Source organism: Paenibacillus methanolicus (assembly GCF_008124765.1).
GTDB classification, from domain to species: domain Bacteria; phylum Bacillota; class Bacilli; order Paenibacillales; family Paenibacillaceae; genus Paenibacillus_Z; species Paenibacillus_Z methanolicus.
The window spans coordinates 124961-146775 of sequence record NZ_VNHS01000013.1; the positions used below are offsets into that span (position 1 = coordinate 124961).

Consider the following 21815-nt stretch of genomic DNA (forward strand, 5'->3'; position numbering starts at 1 on the left):
AGGAAGCGATCATTGACACGGAAGCGGGCAGCATGTGACGATAGCGAGGACAAGTAGAGATAAGGAACGGGGCGACCGCAATGGACGACAAGCCGCCAAAAAGAAAGCTTTCGGCGGGAACATGGATCAACCTGCTATTCGGCGGTTTGCTGAATTGGACAGGATGGACGCTTCTGATCGGCGGGTTGATTTTGAATGCGCTGCTTATGCCGAATACGGATATGACCTTCATTCGCGCGGATCGTGAAACGGTAGAGGTCAAAGGGTTTGTGTTAGATGTGAACGTGTCTCACTACATGGGGAACAAGCGGAATAAAAAAGCGGTTTATGCAACGAAATGGTACACCGTCCTAGAAACGGGTAAGCGATTAGAGGGGACATCGTATGTGAAAGAGGAGCAGCTGCGACGCGGGGACGGCGTGCAGATCGTGCTTCCCGTAGGTCATGACGAAGCAGCCAAGATCAGGGGCAGTCTCGCGCGGCCTTTGCCGCCGAGTTGGCTTGGATTATTGCTTATACCGCTTTCGGGAGGAACTCTGGCGTTAGTCCGGCTGGGACATTCGTGCCGCAAGGCATCACTGCTGTCGCGGGGGGCGCTTGCGCACGGATCGTTAGTATCGAAGACGCGCACGAACGTAGAGGTTAATGAATCTCCTGTTTATTCTCTGACTTACAGGTATTCGACAAGGAGCGGAGAGGCATTCGAACTAACCGTACGAACGAGCGATTCGGCTCGGTACGAAGGTGAGCATGCCGTGATAATTGCATACGATCACAGGCGGCCATCAAGGGGAGTATTCTTGCACGCTTTGCCCGGCATGACGAGAATTGAAGCGGATCGGGTACGGACGGAGGTCGATAGTTCGACGATGGCGTTCGCTTGCTTTTTCGGCATGTTGCTGTTCGGTTTGATCGCTTCTTGCTTATATGCGACTTTGATGTTTCAAGCCAGGCCGTTTTGGTGACATGGACGGCTGAGGCGACTCAAGAGTAACGTGGGTTATAATACAGGAATTCGTCCGCCGAATTATCGGCGGTTTTTTTATTTTCCGCGGAGCAATCGCAACTTCCGGCTGTCGCTGACGTCTAATTGGTGTTGGAATAAGGGATATCTGGAATGTTTTTGAAAATCGATTTGAATCGAAGGAGCATGAACATGGCGAAACTTCGCGCGATCCGTTCCGTGATCGATCCGGTCAGTTTGCAGGCATGCCTGCAAGCGGACTATGACTTGGGAATCTGGCAAGAATGCATATTGTGGCTGCGGGGCCTTAATGATACGTACCGCGTCCGGACGGAGCGAGGAGCGTATGTGCTGCGGCTGTATCGACCCGAGGTTGGCGAAGCTGACGTGCGCTATGAGATAGAACTGTTGAATGGTTTGACCGATGAGCTGGCCAATAGCGATACGCGGGTGGCCGCGCCGACCGCAAGACGGGACCGGAGCTTCCATGCGGTGCTCGAGGCGCCGGAGGGCGAAAGGATTGCCGTGCTGTTCCCGTTCTTGGAAGGAGCCGAGAACGCGCTTGCCGACGAAGCCGCGTGCTTTGCTTTCGGCCGTTCGGCGGCAGAACTTCACGCGGCGATGGATCGCGTGGCGCCCGTTATGCCAAGGCGACCGCTTGACGTTGGTTTTCTCGTGGAGTCGTCGCTTGAGCGAATAGTGGGTTATATCGGCGAGCGCCACGCAATCGCGCCATATTTGCGGGCTTATGCCGAGGCGCTTGTCTCGCGGATCGAAACGGCGGTTACGGACGGTTTGGATTTCGGCATCTGTCACGGGGACATGCACGGCAACAACAACGCGTTCGAGTCCGGCGGCTGCTATACGCATTATGATTTCGAGTGGGCAGCGCCCGGTTGGCGGGCGTACGACTTGGCGCAAGTGCGCGCGAGGAAGCGGCAATCGCCGGAGACGAAGGACAAGCTGTGGGCTCAGGTACTCGCCGGCTACCGCTCGGTACGGGCTTTTGATAAGCGTGATGAGGAAGCGGTCGAACTGTTCGTCCTGGCGCGGCGGTTCTGGGTCATGAGCTTGGACGTCATGTTTATCCCGTCCGATATGGGCGCGCTCGATTACGGCGACGAGTGGCTGGAGAGCTTTGTGAAGGAGTTTAAGGAAGCGGGACTGGTGGCGGAGGCGGCGTTGTAGGTTTAGGTCTAACGAGAAAGAAGGATTGAACGGTGAAGAAGTCGGTCGGCATCGCGATCTGGCGGCTCGTTTGGCTGCCTTGCGCGGCGGCATTGGCGCTGTGGGTGCTATTGTTCGCCGTGTATTATGGACATGCAGCCTATCAAAAGGTGCAAGCGGTGCGGCATACGTCCGCCTTCCTGCACGAGCTGAAGCAAGAGGAATTCCGGCAGGCGGTCACGCATTACGGCGAACCCTTGGATGGAGAAGGATTGCGACTTCTCCACGAGCGAGAGGCGTTCAAGTTAGCGGATTACGGCCACGTCAGAGCGGAGTTCGACGACGGTTGCGTCTGCGTGGTCCATGCGGAGCTCACGTTCGAGACCAAGGCGAAGATGGTGGAGACGGATGCGATTATTACGCTGAGAAAGGGAAAGAAGCCCGGACAAGTATGCGCCATCACGCCATCGGGGGTAGAGCGAGGCGAGATTCCTGAACTTGATGCGTGGAATCGGATTGTCTGCGGGCACGATGATCTTTGATGTACGGTTAGGACTAAATATTTACGTCAAAAAGGGAGGACGCGCCCAGGCTTCCTCCCTTTCGTTGCGTCCGCTATTCCACCGGCTTCCGCGACGCGACCAGCAGGAACATCGGCCGGCGGAATTCGTCCTTCCATGCGGCGAGCAGCTCCGGCGTCGGCGGCAGCTCGGACAGCTCCGTGATCGCGAAGCCCGCCGCGAGCAGCGCGTTCAGCTGCGTGGACACGGTCCGATGATATTTGACGACGTCGTTGTCCAGGAACCGCGCCTGACGCGCGCCTTCCTCGTGGTAGTCGTCCAGCGGCCAATGGAGCCGCTCGCCATCTGCCCCGTAATGCCAGTCCTGCGCCGCGCGAGCGGTGAACACCGGATGCTCGACGGAGAAGACGAACGCGCCGCCTGGCGCGAGATAACGATAGGCGCGGCGGCAAATGTCCGCGAAGTCCTCAATATAGTGAAAGGCGAGCGAGCTCAGAACAACGTCGAACTCGCCATCGGCAAAATCGATATCCTCCATCGCGAGCTGCCGGTATTCGATGGCCGGATCAATCGTCATCGCCCGGGCACGCTCCAGCATGTTGGCGGATATATCGACGCCGACGACCGAGCTTGCTCCGTGCTCGCGCGCGTACCGGCAGTGCCAGCCGAAGCCGCATCCGAGGTCCAGTACGCGTTTGCCGGTTAGTTCCGGGAGCATCGCGCGAAATTCGCGCCATTCGCCAGCTGCATCCAGCCCGCCAATCGAACGGGGCATTTGACTGTAGTTGGCGAAAAAGCCATCTTCGTCATATTTGTTTTGTTTCATAGTAAGCTAGCCTCCTTCTGGCGGTCAATCCTAGTCTTTTACTGGTCCAGAGTATCGGATCAATGAACCCGCTCCGCTGCGCGGCAAGCAGCGTCTCGTACATATTCAATCGGTCGACGGGATTATCCGTGTGCAAATAAATTCGGCGCGCGTGCAGACTATGTTCGCAAAAATACTTCACGAAATCGTAGCCGCTCGGCAGTTCGTTCCCGCGCTCATCCTCACCTAAGTCGTGATCCAGCGACAAAATGCCTACGTCGTACGATTGGAAAAAGCGTATAGCTTCTTCCACCGATCGAGCAAGCACGAAGCCGGACGGACAATCTCGCAAGTCGTCCAGATACAAATGAATCGCATTCTTCTCCATCTCCGCCTCACTCCTTCAAGAACCGCTGGCGGTACTGCCGCGGCGACAACCCCTCATACTTCGTGAACCGCGACGTGAAGTACGCCGCTTGGTGAAAGCCGACTTCCTCCGCGATCCGCGCGATCGTAAAATCCGTCCGCAGCAGCAGCAGTTTCGCCTGCTCGATTCGGTAGCGGAGCAAGTATTCGATCGGCGAGCAGCCGAATTCGGCCTGCATGCAGCGGGCGATGTAGATCGGATGGAAGCGAAGCTGCTCGCCGAGCTGCTCGGCTTTGACGTCTTCCTTGTAATGCCGGCGCAGATACATGGCGGCTTGCTGCGCGCAGGCGGCGCGCGGCGAACTCGCTTGCTTGCGGATCGTGGCGGCGAGCTGCTGAAGCACCTGCTGGAACATCGCGTCGATCTGCCAGCGGGTAATGCCGAGATAGGACGTTTCGTTCAGCGCGATGAGCCGGTCCAACAGCTCGTACATATGGCTCGCCTGGGGAAGCGTGGCGAACTGCGGCAGCTGAAGGCGATACGGCATCGGATCGAACGCGTGCAGCATGCGCGGCGCGCCTTCTTCCGGGGACGCAACCGGCGCATCCGTCCCTGCGCCATCCTCGGCGCTCCATTCCCCCGAGGTTTGAAAATGGATCCAATAATGCTCGGTCCGCTCCCGGCAATCCTCGTAGCCGTAGTGGTAAGCGTCCGGACGCAATAGAAGCGCGCTGCCCGGCGTCAAAGCAAACCGTCGTTCGTCCTCGCCTACGAACAAGCAGCCTTTGCGGACGATTAGCAGATCGAACACGCCGATGCCCTGTCGGCTCAAATGACGGTCGCCCGGCGCGAAGTCGGACAGCCCGCCGAGAATATAAAACGGCAGCGGCGGCGCGCGAAAGTTCAATACATTGGTCACGCTATCATTTCCACCACTTTCGCGTTCAGGTTGGAATCGTGAAACTTTCCGTTCGAATCCTGATACATGAACTTCAGTATACCACGTATAATGTGTTCAGAATAGTTCGCTCATGATCGTCATCAAGGGAGAGACACGAAGAGGCTGGAGGTTGGAATGATGAAGGGAATCGATCGGAAATTTACGCTGTGGGCGCTGGCGTGGCCGATTTTCATTGAAGTGTTTTTGCAGACGCTGCTCGGGACGGTGGATACGCTGATGGTCAGCGAAGTATCCGATGACGCCGTGGCGGTCGTCGGTTTCTCGAACCAGTTGTTTAACGCGCTCATGACGTTGTTCATTACGGTCGCCAGCGGAGCGGGCATCCTGATCGCCCAGCGGATCGGCGCGAAACGGGAGGAGGATGCCCGGACGATCGCGATTATGTCGGTCACGGTCAGCGGTGCGATTGGACTTGGAATTAGCGCGATCTTGTACTTGTGGCCGCAAGCGATCGCGCGCGTGCTCCAAATGCCGGATAATCTTATGCCGCTGGCGGATACGTATATCTCCATCGCGGGCGGCGGGATGGTGTTGACCGCGGTCATGGCGGCCTTCAGCACGGCAATTCGCAATACCGGCAATACGAAAGGACCGATGTACGTCATTATCGGCGTCAACATCGTGCACGTCGTCATGAACTACGGGTTCATCTACGGCGAGCTCGGCTTCCCGCAATGGGGTCTGACCGGCGTCGCGGTATCCACGTTGGCCAGCCGCGTCATCGCGTCGGCGGTGCTGCTCGTCATGTTCCTGCACGCCTTCGGCCGCAAAATCACGCTGCCCGAGTTTCTCCGCTTCGATCGGAAGCTGTTCGGAGAGGTGATGCGCATCGGCTGGCCGCTCGGCGTGAATATGTCCTGCTGGGTGTTCACGCAGCTGCTCATCTACACGTTCATCGCGATGCTCGGCGCGGCGGAGCTGGCGGCGCGCACGTATATGAATACGCTCGAATCGTTCTGCTTCATGTTGGGCTATTCGTTCGCGCTCGCGCTGCAAATCCAAGTGGCGCATCTATTCGGCGCATCCCGGACGAGAGACGCTTATCAGGCGACGTTCCGCGCGATGTGGATCGGCCTTGCGGTCGTCACCGTCAACGCGCTCGTCATCTACTTGATGGGCAGCTGGCTGCTGGGCCAATTCACCGACGATGCCGAAATCATCGCGATCGGCGTCACGCTGCTCGGAATGAACCTGCTGCTGCAGCCGGGCAAAATGATCAACATGGCGCTCGGCAACGCGCTGAACGCGGTCGGCGATACCCGCTTCGTCATGTTTATCTCGCTTGGTTCGATGTGGGCGATCGCTGCCGGCTGCTCTTACATTACCGGCATTTCGCTCGGCTGGGGGCTGGTCGGCATCTACGGCTGCATGATCGCGGACGAATATTTGCGCGGATTTCTCTCCTGGCGCCGCTGGCGCAGCCGGATATGGATGACGCGGCAGTCGAACGTTCCCGCGGATGGCGGGACGGCGGCGAGCGGAGCCATTCAGGCGTAGTCGCGGTATTACGAAAATCTCTTGCTCGATACGCGTCGATTCGAGGCGGCATCGTTCCGGCAAGAGGTTTTTTTGGCGTTCAGACGAAAGCTAACGACCCGAGGGAGAGGTCCCCTGCGCAGGAGAGATAGACGTAACCGTGGTACAAGTCCACAGCTTTCTGGGTAATAGTCAGGTACAGGTTGAGCGGAAAGCGATAAGGAGGCGTAACTATGGATACGATCAAAATCGGTATTGTCGGCGGAGGCTTCATCGGTCCAGCTCATGTCGAAGCGGTGCGAAGGCTGGGGTTCGTCGAAGTGAAGGCGATTGCGGGATCATGCGAGGAACGCGCGGAGCAGAAGGCGGCGGAGCTCGGCATTCCGGATTATTACGGCGATTACCGGGAGCTCCTGCGCGATCCCGAGATCGTGGCGGTGCATAACTGCACGCCGAACGATTTGCATTTCGAAATTAACCGGGCGATCATGCTCGCCGGCAAGCATGTTCTCTCGGAGAAACCGCTCGCGCTGAACAGCCGGGAATCGGGCGAGCTGCTGCGTCTGGCACGATCGAGCGGCATTGTGCACGGCGTCAATTTTAACTACAGACAGTTCCCGATCCTGCAGCAACTGTCGGCGATGGTCGAACGAGGCGAATTGGGCGATATTCATCTCATCCAAGGCAGCTATTTGCAGGACTGGCTCTTGTACGACACCGATTACAGCTGGCGGCTCGATCCCAAGATCGGCGGCGCGACGCGGGCGGTGGCGGACATCGGCTCGCACTGGTGCGACACGGTGCAGTATGTGAGCGGCAAACGGATCAGCGAGGTATGCGCCGATTTCTCGACCGTCATCCCGGTTCGCCGCAAGGCGCTGCAGCGAGTGACGACGTTCGAGACCTCCGCCGCGGAGGTCGCCGCCGGTTCCGAGACGGATGCGTACGAGGATTACGAGGTAGAGACGGAAGATACGGCGTCGGTGCTCATCCGCTTCGAAGACGGGAGCAAAGGCAGTTTCACGGTGTCCCAGGTAAGCGCCGGACGCAAAAACAAGCTCAGCTTCGAACTCAGCGGCAGCCGCCAGTCCGCCTTCTGGAACCAGGAGGAGCCGCAGAAATTGTGGATCGGGCACCGGGACAAGCCGAATGAGGTTTTGCTGGCGGACCCGTCATTATTCGCGGAAGAGGCGCGCGGTTCTATTCATCTCCCTGGCGGACATAACGAAGGCTGGCCGGACGCGCTCAAGAACAACATGCTGCAGTTCTACACGTTCATCCGGGAAGGACGCGATCCCGCATCGGACGCCATGCCGTTCGCCACGTTCGAGGACGGTCACCGGTCGATGCGCATCGTCGACGCGATTCTGTCCAGCCACCAAGAAGGCCGATGGGTGAAAGTGTCCGAGCTGTTGTGACGTTTAGAAGGCATTGAAAGTTCCAGCTGCCGACGCAAAGAGAGCCGCCCGAAGTGATTTCGGGCGGCTCTTGTTACGCTTGGATGACTGGATCATCTGGCCGGCCGGCAGCTGACGTCGTAGTACCATTTCGGATAGGCGGTCACAATATAGGCCAGCGCATGCAGCTCTGCAGAGACAGACGGCGAACAATTTCAGTGTGGCTTATTGACATCGACCGACAAAACGACAAAACAACCCCGGAATCTCGTCAGCGGAGATCCCGGAGTTGTTCTAAATCGGCGGTTGCCGGCATTTGAAAATGCATAGCCCTCGAGTTGAGCCGCGCCTTGCGGCTGTTCTGTCAGCGTTGAACGCAAACCAATCAATCATCGCTCGTTTTTTTAATCTTGGGCGGCGGTTACGTTCCGTTCTCCGTCCTTGATTTATAGTTCGCAAAGCATGCCTTGCATATGCATCGCTGTCCGCGAAGTTCGGCCGGAATCCTCTCCAGCAGCTCTTTCGGAAAGTGCTCTGCGAAACACCAGCAGGACGGATGTTGTTTATCAGCTTCGTACCCGCAGTCGCTATCGCGGCCGCATAACGGGCAATTCATGGCTTCTCAGCTCCTTGGGAGCCGGCCGCTATCGCCGCATCATCGCTTTAAGGTTCGTCGAGGGCATCGGGCGTCGTGTCGTTGTCATCATCGCCCGGATAGCCGCGGTTCATGCCATTGTGCAGCTCGCGGTTCTCGTAATCGAACCGGTTCGCCGGACGCTGGTCCACGCGCCAAGGCTTGCTCTTGCCCAGCTGCTCCGACATGACGGAGGAGCCGTACGGTCCTTCCGGGAACTCTTCGAACGTCAAGTCGTTACGCTGGGACTCCACCGTGGATAGATCGGTATACGGCCGGCGGTCTTCGTCAATAAAACGGCTCACGCGCATCACTCCTGTATACGGTAGTGGCATTACCGTTACAGTGTACCCAGCTTAGTCGGTAAAATTCACCGTGCCGACGATCAAATAAAGAAATTGGCTTAGCTCCGCCGCTTCTTCTTCGCTTATTTTGAAGGTGTATTCCAGGTAACCTTCTTCCTCTAAATCGTCAGGGCCGATGATCGCCGTCTTGCCGCTCTGCAGATCGGTCACGAGCTTCTTCCCGTAGAACCGGTTGGTCGACGTAACGGCTAGATCGAAACGCTTAAGGCTTGGCGTAATAAAAGTCGTGAAACGCGTCGACGTTTCTTCCGTCATGTCGGACATAAAATCATAATCGGGCAGCATGGATAAGTCCTCCTTCAGTATTGGCCTTTCGTTTCCTAACCATATGCCAAGTATCATAGCATTCGCCCATGGAAGCGGCAATAAGGAGCGGGACTTAAGGCTGTGTTCCCCTTGTCAGTCTTTGTCAGCTTGTGCTATGATGATCCCAATCAAAGACTGTACGCGGGGAAGCACCTCTCATTGTCCGATAATCGGACACGGGAGGTGCTTTTTTGCGTTGTCCGCAACTTTCCCGCGCGCAGAGCTTGAGGCCGAATATACCTATGGAGGTCGTTTATATGCAGGTTGTATTTATGAACACGTTCGAGAAGTCGTCGGAACTCGCGCAGGGGGAGCAAGCGCAACTCTCGATTTGCGAGCAGCAGGGAAGCTGGTCGGTGCTTTGGTCCGGGGATGCTGCTGCCGGTGAGGGGCAATCGGTATGGTTCGAAGGAAGTTCGTGGGAGGAGATGATCGCCTCCTTCCGGCATGGCGTCGCCGTGAAGATGGGGGAAGGCTACGTGCCGGTCATCGACGGCATGCTCGAAGAGCGCAAGCCGCTTGCCGCCGCGACCAGCGCCTATGCGATGCTGCAGTGCTACGGCGAGACGAATGCCAACGCTTCGTTGTTCGACGCGCTTCGCGATTGGCGCCGGGCCAAGGCGGCAGCCGAGAAGAAGTCGGCCTATATGGTCGCGAATAACCGCATGCTGCTCATGATAAGCGCATACGTGCCGCATCTGCCCGAGGAGCTCGCACAGATCCCGGGATGGGGCGATGCGAAGCTGGCCGCTTACGGCGAGGACATATTGAAGATTACGGCCGCCTTCGAGCAGTCTCATCCGTTCCCGCTCGATTGGGTGACGGAAGCGCTCGATCCGAAGCTGTTCACGTCGTGGATTTACAAGCAGAAGGAGAATAAGTATAAGGCGATGCTCGATCGTCAAACCGAGAAGAAACGTTTGCTCGCCGCCATTGCGGAAGGCAAATCGATCGTGCAAATGCAAACGGTGCTGGAGATGCCCAGACGCGATCTTATGGAGAAGATCGAGCGACTGGAATTGGAGGGGTACGATCTGGAGCCGTTCATCGAGCGCGAGCTCGCGGATATGCCAAGCGTCGAGCAGGAGCAAGTGTGGGAAGCGATGACGATCATCGGCGACCGCTATTTGAAGCCGGTGCTGCACCAGGTTTACGGCGAGGAGCTGCCGTCAGGTCAACCGGTCGACATGCTCTATGACCGGCTTCGCCTCATTCGTCTTCGGTTCCGCAGACACGATAAGGCGGATGCCGTATAAAAGCCAAGATGGGCAGGATGAACTACGCGGCATGCCAAATGAAGGAAACAGCCGGATCCGGGCGTATACGTATAAACAAACCTAAATCCTTTTCCGATATATCCATTATCCCGAACATAGTTCGACAAAATCAGGGTCGTTCCGATTTTCCCGGAAAAGGTATAGTATACTTGACCTAAGTTATCTAGTATAATACGAGATAGCTAGGTAGATGGGGAACTCGAAACGAGTCGAAAAAGGAGCGTTTCCTCGAGATGAAGGCTGAATATATTAATCCATTCTTGGAGTCTGCTAAAATAGTCATCGAACAGGTGGCTCAAGTCCGGCCGGCTACAGGAACATTAGGCGTGAAAGACGTGAAGTTCGTCGAGAACTATATTTGGATCCAAATCGGTCTGAACGGCCAATTGAACGGCGATATCGTCCTTGGCTTGAGCGAAGAAGTTGCCATCAAAATGGTCTCGGCCATGATGGGCGGCTTCGCGATTTCCGAAATGGACGAAATGGGCAAGAGCGCGATTTCCGAGCTGGGCAACATGATCAGCGGCAACGCGAGCACCATGCTGTTCAACCAAGGCGTCCGCGTGGATATCACGCCGCCGAAGGTGCTTCATTCCGCCCAGTCTGCCGGCTTCGAAACGAAGAAAGCACTGACGATCCCGCTGATCATGGATGGCATCGGCGAGTTGGATATTCAAGTTCTTATTGCTTCTTAAATAAATACTGCACCACCACCGGCTCCCGCAAGGGAGCTTTTTTACATTTCGGATAGTATGCGTTTCACGCTTAAACTCGCTGAATGCTGCATTCCCAATCTTCGGATTGGGAATGCAAACCAATCATACTTTCGCATTGCCTCCCGCTCTGTTAAAGTAGAGCAAGAGCGGCCATAATTGGAATGAAAGATGGGAATGCGCGTGAAACAGCTAAGTCAGTTGCGGAATCGAATCGTCGTCATCACCGGCGCTACGAGCGGCATTGGCGCGGTAACGGCCGCGAAGCTCGCCGAAGCGGGCGCCGTGCCGATCATCACCGGACGCAGCGCAAGCAAGCTTGCGGCGATGCGCGGCCGAGTGTCCGGCCGGTGCGGGTTTTACGAGCTCGACGTAACGGATAACGCCGACGTCCAGCGGGTCGTCGACAGGATCGCGACGGATTTCGGACGGATCGACGTGCTGGTCAACAATGCGGGCTTCGGACTGTTCGAGCGGTTTGAAGACGCGCCGCTCGAACATTTTGCCAAGATGATGGATACGAACTATATGGGCACCGTCCGCTGCGCGAAAGCGGTGCTTCCTTATATGAAGAGTCAAGGCAACGGGCATATCGTCAACATCGCGTCGATGGCGGGCAAGCTGAGCACGGCCAAGGCCTCGGGCTATGCGGCGACCAAACATGCGGTACTCGGGCTAACGAATGCGCTGCGAGCCGAACTCGCCCCGGACGGGATCGCGGTATCGGCCGTCAATCCCGGTCCGATCGACACGCCGTTCCTCGAGACGGCCGACCCTGGCGGGGGATACGCCGCGAGCGTCAAGGGGTATTTACTTAAGCCGGCGCAAGTCGCGGATACAATCGTGCGCGTCATCGCGAAGCGGACGCCGGAGGTGGATCTCCCGCTATCCGCGGGTATCGGCATCCGTCTATATGGACTAGCCCCCCGATTCGCCGACAAGACGCTCGGCAAACTACTGAATCGCAAATAGAGCGAAAGTTAAAGGAGCAAGACTGGAAATGAGCGTAATATGGGAAACGATGGGCATAAAGGCCGAATTGGCCGCCAAATTGAGAGACAACGGCATCGATCAGCCGACCCCTGTGCAGTCGGCGGCAATCCCCGAGCTGCTCGCCGGGCAAGACGTAACCGCGAGGTCGCAGACCGGAACAGGCAAGACGCTAGCGTTTATCCTGCCCGCGCTCCAGCGGATCGAAGCGGATAGCGATGCGCTTCAGGCGATGGTACTGGCGCCGACGCAAGAGCTCGCGATGCAAATTTACCGGGTCGCGGAGCTGTACGGCGAAGAGTTGTCCATCCGCGTCCAGCAGCTGATCGGCGGCGCGTCGATGCAGCGGCAGGTCGAGAAGCTGAGACAGAAACCTCATCTCGTCGTCGGAACGCCGGGCCGTATCCATGAGCTCGTGCAGGCGGGCAAGCTGAAGCTGCATCAGATCAAGCTGCTCGTTATCGACGAGGCAGACCAAGTGTTCGATCTCGGTTCGACGAAGGAAGTAGATACGCTGCTGACCCGGATGGACCGGCAGCGCCAGCTTGCCTTCTTCTCCGCCACGCGCCCGCAAACGATGGAAGCGTTCGAGGGGAAGTGGATGCGAGAGCCGAAGACGATCGACGTGACGACCGATCAGAAGCTGCCGCAACAGATGGAACATTATTATCTGGTGTGCGACAAGCGCGACAAGGCGGATACCGCCAGACGGCTCATCCGCATGCTGAATCCTCGTTCGGCGCTTCTATTTATTAACGATACGGACGAAATCGCCAACTACGAAGCCAAATTCAGCTATGAAGGTTTTGCCGTCGAGACGCTCTACGGCGATGCGGACAAACAGCGCCGCGCCGCGACGCTGGGCCGGTTCCGCGATGGCCGCTGCCAAGTGCTCATCGCGACGGACGTCGCCGCGCGCGGGCTCGATATCGCCGGGCTGCCGCTTGTCGTTCAGCTCGATCCGGCTACCGACGCGGAGCATTACGTTCACCGGGCCGGCCGGACCGGCCGGATGGGACGCGAAGGCACGGTCGTCACGATCATTACGCCGCAGCAGCGGTTCATCATGAGCAAATTCGCCAAACAGCTGGGGATCGTGCTGCAAGAAAAGCAGATGTATCGCGGCCGACTGTGGGATGCCGATGAACAGCCAACATCCTACCAAAGCGGTCCGCAGCGCGAGGGAAGAGGACGCGAGGGCGCCTGGCGGTCCGGCGCCGATACGGGCGGAAGCCGCGCGCCAGGCGGCAAGCAGGCCGCGTTCGGGCAGCATCGTCAGAGCGCCGGCTTCGACCGGGAGACGAACGGGACTAGCTCCCCGGATCGCGGCGAACGCCGCTCTGCCGGCGAACGTCCGGGTCAAGCGAATCGCCCGGACGCCGTCCGCTACTCGCGTACGGAAGAGGGCATCGTTCGCCAGAAGAGCGGACCGGCTTCCGACGCGCCCAAATCCACATCCCTGTCTTCGTCCAAACCGGCCCCGAAAGCAGTCCGCGAGCGCGACCGCAAAGATAAAGGCGCGCCGAAATGGCTGAAGGCGAAACGGGACTCGAAATAGACTCGAAATCGAACAAGACAACCGGAATCGAACGTTGGCCTGGGACGGAAGATTTTGCGACAAGCGGATCTACATCTCCGGCCTAAACACGGACCGGTCAACATAGCGAACGTAAGCGAGGATGTCGCATTAGAGGCGTTTCGGGAGGAGAAACGGATACATGCAGCCCTACTATTTGTTTTGCCTTCCTCATGCGGGCGGATCGGCGATGATCTACGCGCGCTGGCTGGAGACCGTGGATCCGGCGATCAAGCTGGTCCCGCTCGAGCTCCCGGGAAGAGGCACGCGGTTCAAGGATCGGCCCTACGCGTCGATCGGCCCGCTCGTGGAGGAGCTGCACCGCAAGGTGAGTACGTATGTCGCGGGCGGCTCCGATTACGCCTTGTTCGGGCATAGCATGGGAGCGCTTTTGACGTATGAGCTTGCGCGCCGTATTGCAGCCGGCGGGGAACGGATGCCGCGCCATTTAATCGTCTCCGGCTTGAAAGCGCCGCAGCTGATTAACCGTGCATGGGAGCCGCTCAGCCACTTGCCCGATGACGAGTTGAAAGCGCGGTTGGCCGAGATGGGCGGAACGCCCCAAGCGGTGATGGATAACGAGGAACTCATGCAGCTGTTTCTGCCCGTTATCCGCGCCGATTTTCGGCTGCTGGACGAATATGCGCATGAACCGAAGGAGAAACTCGCGGTGCCGGTGACCGTGCTCACCGGGAATCAAGACCGGATGACGGAAGCGGAGATGCTGGCTTGGCGGGAACTGACGAGCGGGAGGTTCGGGCTGCATACGTTCCCGGGCGGACATTTCTATCTCGCCGATCAGACTCGCGAAGTATCGGAGCGCATCAACGAGGCGCTGCTGGGCGGCCGCCTGCAGCAGTGGTTGTGGCGTTGATCGGCACGACGTACCAGACCGGTCATACCGGTCGGAAAGTAAGGGGTTCGTGAGGAGGAATGGCGATGAAGCCGCGAATTACGGTCATCACGCTAGGCGTGGACGACTTGGAGCGATCGCTCGCATTCTACCGGGAAGGTCTCGGCTTTGCGACCGAGGGGATCATCGGCCAGGAATTCGAGCACGGCGCGGTCGTCTTTATCGACCTGCTGGACGGGTTGAAGCTTGCGCTATGGGAACGGCGCAATATCGCTCATGACGCGAAGGTGCCATTATCGCCGCCGAGTCCGACGGAGATGACGATCGGGCACAACGTGGGCAGCAAGGCGGACGTCGACGAGATTATGGCGCTTGCCGGACGAGCCGGCGCGGTAATCGCGGTCCCGCCGCACGATACGTTCTGGGGCGGGTATTCGGGCTATTTTCAAGACCCTGACGGTCATCTGTGGGAAGTGGTATGGAACCCGCAGTGGGAGTCGGAGTAAGATAAGGGGACAGACAGCCTTCGGTTGAATGGGGATCGAGGGCTGTTTTTGCGAAGGACCCTCAATTGGTTGTTCGCGATCGTTCGAAAATAATTGGTGCGCAAGTTCGTTCGAAGGGAGAGCGCATATGTCTTACGTGATCTGGGCGATCGCTGTCGCCATCATGGCTTATTCGGGATGGAATGTCTATCGACAACGCAATCGTTCGGGGGTCCCTGGCATGGATTCAATCGAAACGGTTCAAGTCGCGGACATGCTTCAGCGCGTTGGCCTGTCCGAGCTGGAGCTCAGCGAAGAACCGGATATTCCGCATCCGTTCGGGTACAAGTGCCAGTGGTACGCGGTGCGGACGGACCGGCTCACGGAGCTTGTCGACCATTTCGGTCTGACCGGCTGCCGCGCGGCCAACTGGGCGAGCGGACTTGACGGCGCTTATGGCGGCTACTATTTCGTCAGTCCTCCCGTTGCGGGGTGGACGCTCGTCGTGAACGCGTTTATGCCGGATTTCGCCGAAGCGGGAGACCGCCATCCGGTTCAAATGACGCGCGAGCTTAGCGCCCGCTTCGGCGAGGCTTGCTATTTCGGCACGCACCGAGTCGTCGAATACCACGCCTGGGTGAAGGCGGTCAATGGCCAAGTCGTGCGCGCGTATGGTTACGTGGGCGAACAAGGAGAGACGATAGCGGATATCGGGGAGCCTACTTCCGAAGAACGGGAGCTCGGGTTAGCGTTCACCAGCTTGGACGAGGAAGACGCGCATTGGCCGAGCGAGGACGATGTGCTCGAGATGGCGGCGGCGTGGACGATCGATCCGCAAATGGGCGATCAAAGCGACCTGGGGCCGGGCGTGGGTATCATCGGCGATAGGCGCGGCAACGATAACTAAGTCATGGTTCGCGAAATCAGCTCCATGCGATTCGGCGTATATTAAGGAAGAGACAGCACGGATTTTCCCGTCTGTCTCTTTTTTGCTTGTTCATTGGGCCGCCAACTTTCAAAAAAGTTTTCGCCCCGACCCCCTCAAACCGAAAAGGCCCGGACGAATAGTATGGGCGAAAGCAAATCGCGGCACGGACCGCAGCTAAATGGGAGAGTGGCAATTGATGAACAAGGCAATGTTGAAAAAGACGGCAGTGGCATCGATGGCGGTACTGACGCTGGCAGGCGGCGCGACGAGCGCGTTCGCGGACGGCAAAGGCAAAGGCAACGACCATAAGGACAACGATGACCGCAAATCCGGATACAGCCAAAAGAAAGACAAAGACGAGTACAACATTAACGTCAATTTCAAAGACGAAGAAGAATTGAAATGGGCGCTTGAATATATCGTTCGCTTGGCATCGAAAGGCGTCTTCACCGGTTACGAGGACGGCACGTTCAAGCCGAACAAAGTGATCACGCGCATCGAGGCGATCACGGCGGCCGTTCGTTTGATGGGACTGAAGGAGCAGGCGGAATCCGCCGAGGAGATGGCGACCGACCTGAACTTCAAGGACGCGGCCGAACTGAAGAAGAAATATCCGTGGGCGGTCGGCTACGTCGCCGTCGCGCTCGAGAAAGACCTGTTCGCCGAGACCGACACGAGCATCCAAGCCGAGAAGCCGGCAACTCGCCTGTTCGCGGCGACGCTGCTCATCAAGGCGCTTGGTCTCGAAGCCGAGGCGAAAGCGAAGGTCAACACGTCGCTGAACTTCCGCGACGCGAAGAACATTCCGGCCGCATCGGTCGGCTACGTGGCGCTCGCGGTGGAGAAAGGCCTTATCACCGGCTACAACGACAACACGTTCCGTCCGAACCAGCCGGTCACGCGCGCGGAGCTCGCGGCGCTGCTCGATCGCACCGACGAGCAAATGCCGGATGACGACCAGGACGCGCAAGCGATCAGCGGCAAGCTGAAAGCAGCTGCGGCCGACGGCAAAATCACGATTGTGAAATCGGACAACTCCGAGACGACGGTTGCGCTCGCGTCCAACGTGTTCATTTTCCGCAACAACGTGAAAGCTAGCGTCTCCTCGCTCGCGGCGGGCGACGAGATCATCGTGCGCACGTACGGCGGCAGCGCGGTGTTCATCGAAGTGACGAAATCGGCCGAAAGCACGGTCGCGGACGCTTCTTACGCGGGCAAGCTGAAAGCCGACGTTTCGAACAAATCGATTACGCTCGTTAAAGCCGACAACTCGGAGATTGTCATTCCGCTGGCTTCGAACGCGTACATTTTCCGCAATAACGTGAAGGTGGCGGCTTCCGCGCTGGTAGCCGGCGACGAAATCGTCGTGCAAGCGTCCGGCGGCCAGGCCGTGTTCATCGAAGTGACGAAGACGGCGGTACAGCAGCCAGCCGACAAAACGTACAACGGCACGCTGAAGGCGACGGTATCGGGCGACTCCCTGACGCTCGTGAAGGCGGACAAATCCGAAATCGCGATCCCGATCGACGCCAATGCGTACATTTTCCGCAACAACGCGAAGGTCGCGGCATCGGCGCTCGTGGCCGGCGATCAGATCACGGTCAGCGTGGCGAACGGCAAAGCGGTATTCGTCGAAGTGACGAAAACGTTCGAGCAGCAACCGGTCGAAGCGACATATACGGGCAAGCTGAAAGCGGCCGTGTCGAACAATTCGATTACGGTGATCAAAGCGGACAACACGGAAGTGGCAATTCCGCTTTCCTCGAACGCGTACATCTTCCGCAATAACGTGAAGGTGGCGGCATCCGCCCTCGTAGCCGGCGACGAACTCCTCGTTCGCACGTACCAAGGCAAAGCCGTCTTCGTGGAAGTAACGAAGATTTATGCGCCGCAAGTCGTAACGCAAACGGGCAAGCTGAACAGCGTGACGCTTGGCTCGGACGGCAAAATCAAAACGATCTCCATCACGCAGGAAATTTCCGGCGGCACCCAGGCGCTCGTTCTGAACGTGGCTTCCAACGTAGCGATCATCGGCGATTCCGCCAAGCTCGTGGCCGGCGCAACGGTCGAGCTGAAGGTAACGGACAGCGCGGTAACGTCCATCGAAGTAAAGGCCTAATCGACTCATTATCCGAAATGATCAACAAGAACCCCCGTCTACCGGCGGCGCTCCCCAGCGCAGTCGGCGGACGGGGGTTTTTCGTCGCTGAATGCTGCATTCCCAATCTTGGGATTGTGAACGCAAACCAATCAGCTGCTTTCTCGCTGAATGCTGCATTCCCAATCTCCGATTGTGAACGCAAACCAATCAGCTGATTTCTCGCTGAATGCTGCATTCCCAATCTCCGATTGTGAACGCAAACCAATCAGCTGATTCGGAACGAAACAGGTCGCACCGCATTGACGGCGTGACTCGTTTCGCCTTGAAATACAAGCATTCATATGTTTCACGAATATAAATCATCTTGTATTTCTCCGGAACGAAACAGGTCGCACCGCATTGACGGCGTGACTCGTTTCGCCTTGAAATACAAGCATTCATATGTTTCACGAATATAAATCATCTTGTATTTCTCCGGAACGAAACGGGTCACGCCCCATAAGACGGCGCGACTCGTTTCGCCTTGAAATACAAGCATTCATATGTTTCACGAATATAAATCATCTTGTATTTCTCCGGAACGAAACGGGTCACACCCCTTAAGAAGGCGTGACTCGTTTCGCCTTGAAATACAAGCATTCATATGTTTCACGTATATAAATCATCTTGTATTTCTCCGGAACGAAACAGGTCGCGCCGCAATGACGGCGCGACCCGTTTCGCCTTGAGCCGCTAATTTCGGTATAATGTGGACAGTGAGGTGAGCTGGATGAATCCGGTATTGGAAGTCCGCCAGTTGACTGGCGGTTATAGTCCGCGCAAGCCGGTGCTGCACGACCTCTCGTTCCAGGTGAATCCTGGCGAGATGATCGGCCTGATCGGCTTGAACGGCGCGGGCAAAAGCACGGCGATCAAACATATTCTCGGTCTGATGCATCCGCACAAAGGCGACGTGCGCATTCAAGGGCAGACGCTCGCGGACAATCCTGAGCAGTATCGCTCGGCGCTGGCCTATGTGCCGGAGACGCCGCTTCTATTCGACGAGTTGACCGTTGAGGAGCATCTTCGGCTGACGGGCATGGCGTATGACGTGGAGGAGCGGGACTACGAGGCGCTGTCCGCCTCGCTGCTCGGCGAATTCCACATGAAGCCGAAGACGAAGGCGTTCGCGGCCCATCTTTCCAAAGGGATGCGGCAGAAAGTGATGATCATGAACGCGCTGCTTGCGCGGCCGCCGTTGTACATCATCGACGAGCCGTTCCTCGGGCTGGATCCGCTCGGCATCCGCTCCCTGCTGGATAAGCTGGTCGAGGTGAAGCAAGGCGGTGCGGCGATATTCATGAGCTCGCATATTCTGTCGACCGTGGAATCGTACTGCGATCGCTTCATCGTGCTGCATCACGGGCGCATGATCGCGTACGGCACGCTATCGGACGTGTGCGAGGCGGCGGGCATGCGGAGCGGGGAGCGGTCGCTGGAGGAAGCGTTCTACCGCCTGACGATGGCGCCAGGAGGCCCGGATGGAACGAACCTCGATTGAGACGATTTGGTCCAAACGGTCGTCTGCGTTCTGGAAAAGCTCCATGCCGTATATCATCGATATGGCCAGAAGCGGCGTGCCGTTCGTGACGGCGATGGTGCTGCTGACGGCGTTGGCCTCGTATACGTCGCTGCTGCGCGCGATGCCGCCCGATTTTCCGTTCACCCTGGTCGGCATGGCTGCGTTGACCCCGGTCATCGCGTATAGTCCGCTGCGGACGTGGCTCAGAGAGGCGGATATCGTGTTTCTGCTGCCGCGCGAAGGCGAGATGCACCGATACATAAGACGTTCGTTCCGGTACAACGGTATGCCGAGCTTGCTCGCCGCGTTTATCGTCAGCCTAATCTATCTGCCAATCTATTCGCGCGGTCCAGGGGAGACGGCGACGCTCCTGTTGCTTACCGCCGTGCTCGCAATGAAGAGCCTCAGCATCGCCGCCGCGTGGCAGGAACGAAGACTGGTGTGGCGGAACGGCAGAAGGTGGATGCGAATCGCCAGGTGGCTCGTGACGGCCGTGTGCACCGCAGCTTTCGTGCAGACCAACCCGTTGGTCGCGATCGCCATCGCGGCGGCGGGCATCCTGCTGCTGGCGCTGCTGTACAGGAGCTTGCCGAAATACCGCATCCCCTGGCAGACGCTGATCGCCGAGGAGAAGCGAACGCAGCGGCGGTACGCCGTGTTCTTCAGCGCGTTCGCCGACGTGCCGGCGGAGACCGCGCAAGTGGCTCGCCGCGGGTACTTAAGCTGGCTCGGACGTCGCATTCGCTATTCGAGCGAGAATGCCTTTACCTATCTGTATGCACATACGCTAATTCGAACGGAACTCGGCGGCATTGCGATCCGGCTGACGCTGCTCGGCATGCTCTCGGGCTGGCTCGCGGCGGATGCCGGCTTGTGGAACGGTTGGGGAGCGGCGGGCGTGTACGTGCTGTTCATATGGCTCGTCGGCCTGCAGCTGTCGGCGCTCACGCAATCGCACCGCCATTCCGTCTGGCGCCACGTATATCCGCTGCCGGAGTCGCAGCGGGTGTCGGCCGTCGTCCGGGTGGATCGGTTCGCGTTCATGATCGCCGCCGCGCTGCTATTCGTGCCGCATGCGATCGGGCTGCCCGCGCAAGGTCAGACGGCGCAAGCACTGGTAGCGTTGGCTGTAGGATTGGCATTTATTTTGCTCGTGCGGCCGGCAAGAATCAAGCGCAAGATGAAAACCGATTGGGAAGAAGAAGACGAGTAGATTAGAGCATAAGGGGAGGCAAACAACATGGCGGATCCACGCGTAGGCGAGCTGGCGAAGGTGCTGGTAGGCCATTCCATTAAAGTGAAAGCGGGCGAACGCGTCCTCATCATCGGGGAAGCGGAGACGGCGCCGCTCATTCGGGCCGTGTACAAGGAAGTGCTGCGGGCAGGCGGTCATCCGGTCACGCAGGTGACGCTGCCGGAGATCGAACGTATTTTCATCCAGGAAGGTACCGATGCGCAGCTGGACGACATCCAAGTCATGAAATGGCTGTACGAGCAATCGGACGCGGTCATTCGTATTCTGGGCGAGGCGAACAACAAGGAGCTGACGAACGTCGACCCGCTTCGCATCCAGCGTAGGCGGAAGGCGACGGCGGAGCTGTCCCAGTATCTGATGAAGGGCGGCGCCCGATGGGTGCTGACGATGTTCCCGACCCAAGCGCAGGCGATGGACGCAGGCATGTCGCTCGAGGAATACGAGGATTTCGTGTACAGCGCGGTAAACGTGGATTACGAGGCGATGCTGCAATCGATGCTGGCCGCTTCCGAGAAGTTCAACGCGGCCTCCAAAGTGCGCATCGTCGCGAAGGAAACGGACCTGACGGTCGATATCGCAGGGCGCAAGGCGGTCATGTGCGCCGGCTACCGTAACGTGCCCGACGGCGAATTCTATTTCTCGCCGAACCACCTGCTAACCGAAGGTCATATCTATTACGAATGGCCGACGATCTTCAACGGCCAAGAGATCGCGGGCATCCGGCTGCGCTTCGAGCAGGGGCGCGTCGTCGAATGCTCCGCCGAGAAGGGCGAGGCGGCGTTGATCGCCGCGCTGGATACCGACGCCGGCGCGCGATTCCTAGGCGAGCTGGGCATCGGCTGCAACTTCGGGATCGAGCGGCCGACGAAGGAGATTTTGTTCGACGAGAAGATCGGCGGATCGGTCCATCTGGCGCTCGGTCGTGCGTACGAAGCGGGTGGCCCCGGCAACGAATCGCTCATCCACTGGGACATGATTCGGAGCTTGAAGGACGGCGGCGAGATTTATCTCGACGGCGAACTTGTGCAGAAAGACGGTAAGTGGCTGTTCTAAGTTATTAAATAAGCAGGCTCTCACTCGCGGAACGAGGTTTCCGGATGGAGAGCCTTTTTG

General features: G+C 58.1%; 22 protein-coding genes. 16 read left to right on the top strand and 6 right to left on the bottom strand.

The genetic code is table 11. The features are described 5' to 3' along the window. The first annotated feature begins 80 nt into the window (after positions 1 to 80). The 3 genes from BCM02_RS29890 to BCM02_RS29900 all read left to right on the top strand — a co-directional run bounded on the left by BCM02_RS29890 (position 81) and on the right by BCM02_RS29900 (position 2673). The gene (locus tag BCM02_RS29890; RefSeq protein ID WP_148932791.1) at positions 81 to 965 is read left to right on the top strand and encodes a DUF3592 domain-containing protein; all 885 of its coding nucleotides are present in this window, start codon (positions 81 to 83) and stop codon (positions 963 to 965) included. 191 nt (positions 966 to 1156) lie between these two features. Next, on the top strand, positions 1157 to 2152 hold the full coding sequence (locus BCM02_RS29895) for a phosphotransferase (RefSeq protein WP_148932792.1): 996 nt from the start codon (positions 1157 to 1159) through the stop codon (positions 2150 to 2152). 32 nt (positions 2153 to 2184) lie between these two features. Next, complete coding sequence (locus BCM02_RS29900) at positions 2185 to 2673, top strand: hypothetical protein (protein WP_148932793.1); 489 nt, start codon at positions 2185 to 2187, stop codon at positions 2671 to 2673. A 73-nt stretch (positions 2674 to 2746) separates the two neighbouring features. Here the strand turns inward: BCM02_RS29900 and BCM02_RS29905 are convergent, their stop codons facing one another. The 3 genes from BCM02_RS29905 to BCM02_RS29915 are packed head-to-tail and all read right to left on the bottom strand — an operon-like array spanning position 2747 to position 4743. Beyond that, positions 2747 to 3478, bottom strand: a complete 732-nt coding sequence (locus BCM02_RS29905) for a class I SAM-dependent methyltransferase (RefSeq protein WP_148932794.1) — start codon at positions 3476 to 3478, stop codon at positions 2747 to 2749. Continuing rightward, positions 3459 to 3845 (bottom strand): cyclic-phosphate processing receiver domain-containing protein, encoded by a 387-nt coding sequence (locus BCM02_RS29910; protein ID WP_246183611.1) that lies wholly within the window; start codon positions 3843 to 3845, stop codon positions 3459 to 3461. Before BCM02_RS29910 ends, BCM02_RS29905 begins: the two co-directional genes overlap by 20 nt. A gap of 7 nt (positions 3846 to 3852) precedes the next feature. Further along, the gene (locus tag BCM02_RS29915) at positions 3853 to 4743 is read right to left on the bottom strand and encodes a helix-turn-helix transcriptional regulator (protein ID WP_148932795.1); all 891 of its coding nucleotides are present in this window, start codon (positions 4741 to 4743) and stop codon (positions 3853 to 3855) included. Positions 4744 to 4902: 159 nt separating this feature from the next. Between BCM02_RS29915 and BCM02_RS29920 the strand changes: the two genes are divergently transcribed. Beyond that, complete coding sequence (locus tag BCM02_RS29920) at positions 4903 to 6282, top strand: MATE family efflux transporter (RefSeq protein ID WP_187434489.1); 1380 nt, start codon at positions 4903 to 4905, stop codon at positions 6280 to 6282. Positions 6283 to 6494: 212 nt separating this feature from the next. Next, positions 6495 to 7679, top strand: coding sequence for a Gfo/Idh/MocA family protein (locus BCM02_RS29925; RefSeq protein ID WP_148932797.1), 1185 nt, complete (start codon positions 6495 to 6497; stop codon positions 7677 to 7679). Positions 7680 to 8079: 400 nt separating this feature from the next. Here the strand turns inward: BCM02_RS29925 and BCM02_RS29930 are convergent, their stop codons facing one another. From BCM02_RS29930 to BCM02_RS29940, 3 genes are read right to left on the bottom strand one after another with little or no spacing between them, the layout of a single operon-like run. Continuing rightward, a complete protein-coding gene (locus tag BCM02_RS29930) occupies positions 8080 to 8274 on the bottom strand; it encodes a cysteine-rich CWC family protein (protein ID WP_148932798.1) in 195 nt (64 codons plus the stop codon). Between the two features lie 47 nt (positions 8275 to 8321). Next, complete coding sequence (locus BCM02_RS29935; protein WP_148932799.1) at positions 8322 to 8603, bottom strand: hypothetical protein; 282 nt, start codon at positions 8601 to 8603, stop codon at positions 8322 to 8324. A gap of 45 nt (positions 8604 to 8648) precedes the next feature. Beyond that, positions 8649 to 8942, bottom strand: a complete 294-nt coding sequence (locus tag BCM02_RS29940; protein WP_187434483.1) for a DUF3055 domain-containing protein — start codon at positions 8940 to 8942, stop codon at positions 8649 to 8651. A gap of 278 nt (positions 8943 to 9220) precedes the next feature. Between BCM02_RS29940 and BCM02_RS29945 the strand changes: the two genes are divergently transcribed. The 11 genes from BCM02_RS29945 to BCM02_RS29995 all read left to right on the top strand — a co-directional run bounded on the left by BCM02_RS29945 (position 9221) and on the right by BCM02_RS29995 (position 21755). Beyond that, positions 9221 to 10219, top strand: a complete 999-nt coding sequence (locus BCM02_RS29945) for an HRDC domain-containing protein (RefSeq protein WP_148932800.1) — start codon at positions 9221 to 9223, stop codon at positions 10217 to 10219. A 254-nt stretch (positions 10220 to 10473) separates the two neighbouring features. Continuing rightward, positions 10474 to 10935, top strand: coding sequence for a chemotaxis protein CheX (locus BCM02_RS29950; protein ID WP_148932801.1), 462 nt, complete (start codon positions 10474 to 10476; stop codon positions 10933 to 10935). A 201-nt stretch (positions 10936 to 11136) separates the two neighbouring features. Further along, entirely contained in the window at positions 11137 to 11925 is a 789-nt protein-coding gene (locus tag BCM02_RS29955; protein ID WP_246183613.1) for an SDR family NAD(P)-dependent oxidoreductase, read from the top strand. A 28-nt stretch (positions 11926 to 11953) separates the two neighbouring features. Further along, complete coding sequence (locus tag BCM02_RS29960; RefSeq protein ID WP_148932803.1) at positions 11954 to 13501, top strand: DEAD/DEAH box helicase; 1548 nt, start codon at positions 11954 to 11956, stop codon at positions 13499 to 13501. Between the two features lie 160 nt (positions 13502 to 13661). Beyond that, positions 13662 to 14393 (top strand): thioesterase II family protein, encoded by a 732-nt coding sequence (locus BCM02_RS29965; protein ID WP_148932804.1) that lies wholly within the window; start codon positions 13662 to 13664, stop codon positions 14391 to 14393. 65 nt (positions 14394 to 14458) lie between these two features. Then, entirely contained in the window at positions 14459 to 14878 is a 420-nt protein-coding gene (locus BCM02_RS29970; protein WP_148932805.1) for a VOC family protein, read from the top strand. Positions 14879 to 15098: 220 nt separating this feature from the next. Continuing rightward, entirely contained in the window at positions 15099 to 15764 is a 666-nt protein-coding gene (locus tag BCM02_RS29975; RefSeq protein ID WP_187434484.1) for a hypothetical protein, read from the top strand. Positions 15765 to 15981: 217 nt separating this feature from the next. Next, positions 15982 to 17904: an S-layer homology domain-containing protein gene (locus BCM02_RS29980; RefSeq protein WP_148932806.1), complete on the top strand. Its 1923-nt coding sequence runs from the start codon at positions 15982 to 15984 to the stop codon at positions 17902 to 17904. A 751-nt stretch (positions 17905 to 18655) separates the two neighbouring features. After that, positions 18656 to 19426 (top strand): ABC transporter ATP-binding protein, encoded by a 771-nt coding sequence (locus tag BCM02_RS29985; protein ID WP_148932807.1) that lies wholly within the window; start codon positions 18656 to 18658, stop codon positions 19424 to 19426. Next, positions 19407 to 20660, top strand: coding sequence for an ABC transporter permease (locus BCM02_RS29990; protein ID WP_148932808.1), 1254 nt, complete (start codon positions 19407 to 19409; stop codon positions 20658 to 20660). The genes BCM02_RS29985 and BCM02_RS29990 overlap by 20 nt, the downstream gene beginning before the upstream one ends. Positions 20661 to 20687: 27 nt before the next feature. Then, a complete protein-coding gene (locus BCM02_RS29995) occupies positions 20688 to 21755 on the top strand; it encodes an aminopeptidase (RefSeq protein WP_148932809.1) in 1068 nt (355 codons plus the stop codon). The last annotated feature ends 60 nt before the right edge of the window (positions 21756 to 21815 follow it).